We start from the raw sequence: 550 nt of genomic DNA, 5'->3' as shown, positions 1-550 counted from the left end.
GCGTTATCGATCTGGTCGAATGCACGAGCAGAACCACCGTAGGTTTTTGCCAGAACGGTAGTGATTGCAGCGGTCAGCGTTGTTTTACCATGGTCAACGTGGCCGATAGTACCGACGTTAACGTGCGGTTTTGTACGTTCAAACTTTTCTTTAGACATCGATTGTCCCTCTAAGACACGGATAAATCGGTGATATCACCACATCAACCAGGCGAAATGCCTGAACTGTTGAATACATTTACATTGAAACAGAGAGAAACGGGAGGGAGAAGTGAAGTGGTGCTGATACCCAGAGTCGAACTGGGGACCTCACCCTTACCAAGGGTGCGCTCTACCAACTGAGCCATATCAGCACGTATTGGAGCGGGCAGCGGGAATCGAACCCGCATCATCAGCTTGGAAGGCTGAGGTAATAGCCATTATACGATGCCCGCATCCTGAAACTCGGCTACCCAGTTCTTTCTGTAACAAAAAAAGAGATTTCTCTCTTTTCATGTTCGAGCTGATTCATTTTTTAAACCAGCTCCGGCGGCATTTACGCTGCCAGAAAG

At 48.2% G+C, this 550-nt stretch carries 1 protein-coding gene and 2 tRNA genes; all 3 read right to left on the bottom strand.

Annotated elements, in window-relative coordinates; genetic code table 11:
• Window positions 1-158, bottom strand: a 158-nt coding sequence (locus ACJ9N4_RS14385; RefSeq protein WP_227507214.1) for a GTP-binding protein, incomplete at its 3' end; no start/stop codon positions are given.
• 118 nt (window positions 159-276) lie between these two features.
• Window positions 277-352: transfer RNA gene (locus tag ACJ9N4_RS14380), tRNA-Thr, on the bottom strand.
• Window positions 353-358: 6 nt separating this feature from the next.
• A tRNA-Gly gene (locus ACJ9N4_RS14375) sits at window positions 359-433 on the bottom strand.
• Window positions 434-550 lie beyond the last annotated feature (117 nt).

This window comes from Enterobacter sp. LM3 (genome assembly GCF_046622475.1).
In the GTDB taxonomy this organism is placed as follows: Bacteria; Pseudomonadota; Gammaproteobacteria; order Enterobacterales; family Enterobacteriaceae; genus Enterobacter; species Enterobacter cloacae_P.
The sequence above is the reverse complement of the archived record's forward strand: the minus strand, read 5'-3'. Positions and strand labels throughout refer to the sequence as shown.